At 66.2% G+C, this 539-nt stretch carries 1 protein-coding gene; it reads left to right on the top strand.

The genetic code is table 11. The annotated features are described in order from the left end of the window. Window positions 1-539, top strand: a 539-nt coding sequence (locus AWB68_RS46065) for a CBS domain-containing protein (RefSeq protein WP_125483347.1), incomplete at both ends; no start/stop codon positions are given.

Below are 539 nucleotides of genomic sequence, written 5' to 3'. Positions count from 1 at the left end.
GCGACGCTCGTCGCGCATGGCTTCACCACCGTCGTCATGAAGCGCTCGATCATGACCGAGAAGATCGCGCGGCGCGGTTATCACATCTATCGCGAGTACGGCGTCGATCCGCTGGAGCGGCATCACGTCGACGAGGTCATGTCGCGGACGGTGCAGACGATCGATGCGGATCTGACAGTGCGCGAAGCGCTGGCGACGTTCTTTGGCGTTGCGCAGAGCCATCGCGCTTATCCGGCGGTGCGCGACGGCGCGGTGATCGGCATGGTCGACCGGGCGACGCTCGAACGCGACCCTGCTTCGAGCGTCGGGGATGCGTTGCGCGGTGCTGCGCCCGTCGTCGCGCTGCCTGGCGAAACCTGCCGGCTGGTCGCGACGCGACTTGCGGTGCATGGCCTCGAGCGGCTGCCGGTCGTCGCGGACAACGAAACGCGGCGGCTCGTCGGGATTGTGTCGCGCAGCGATCTGGTCAAGCCGTCGCTCGCTCACTTCGACGAGGAGCACAAAAAAGAGCGCTTTCGACGGATCCACCCGCAGGGATT

It is taken from the genome of Caballeronia choica (assembly GCF_001544535.1).
GTDB lineage: Bacteria > Pseudomonadota > Gammaproteobacteria > Burkholderiales > Burkholderiaceae > Caballeronia > Caballeronia choica.
This window is presented reverse-complemented; position numbering and strand designations above follow the sequence as displayed.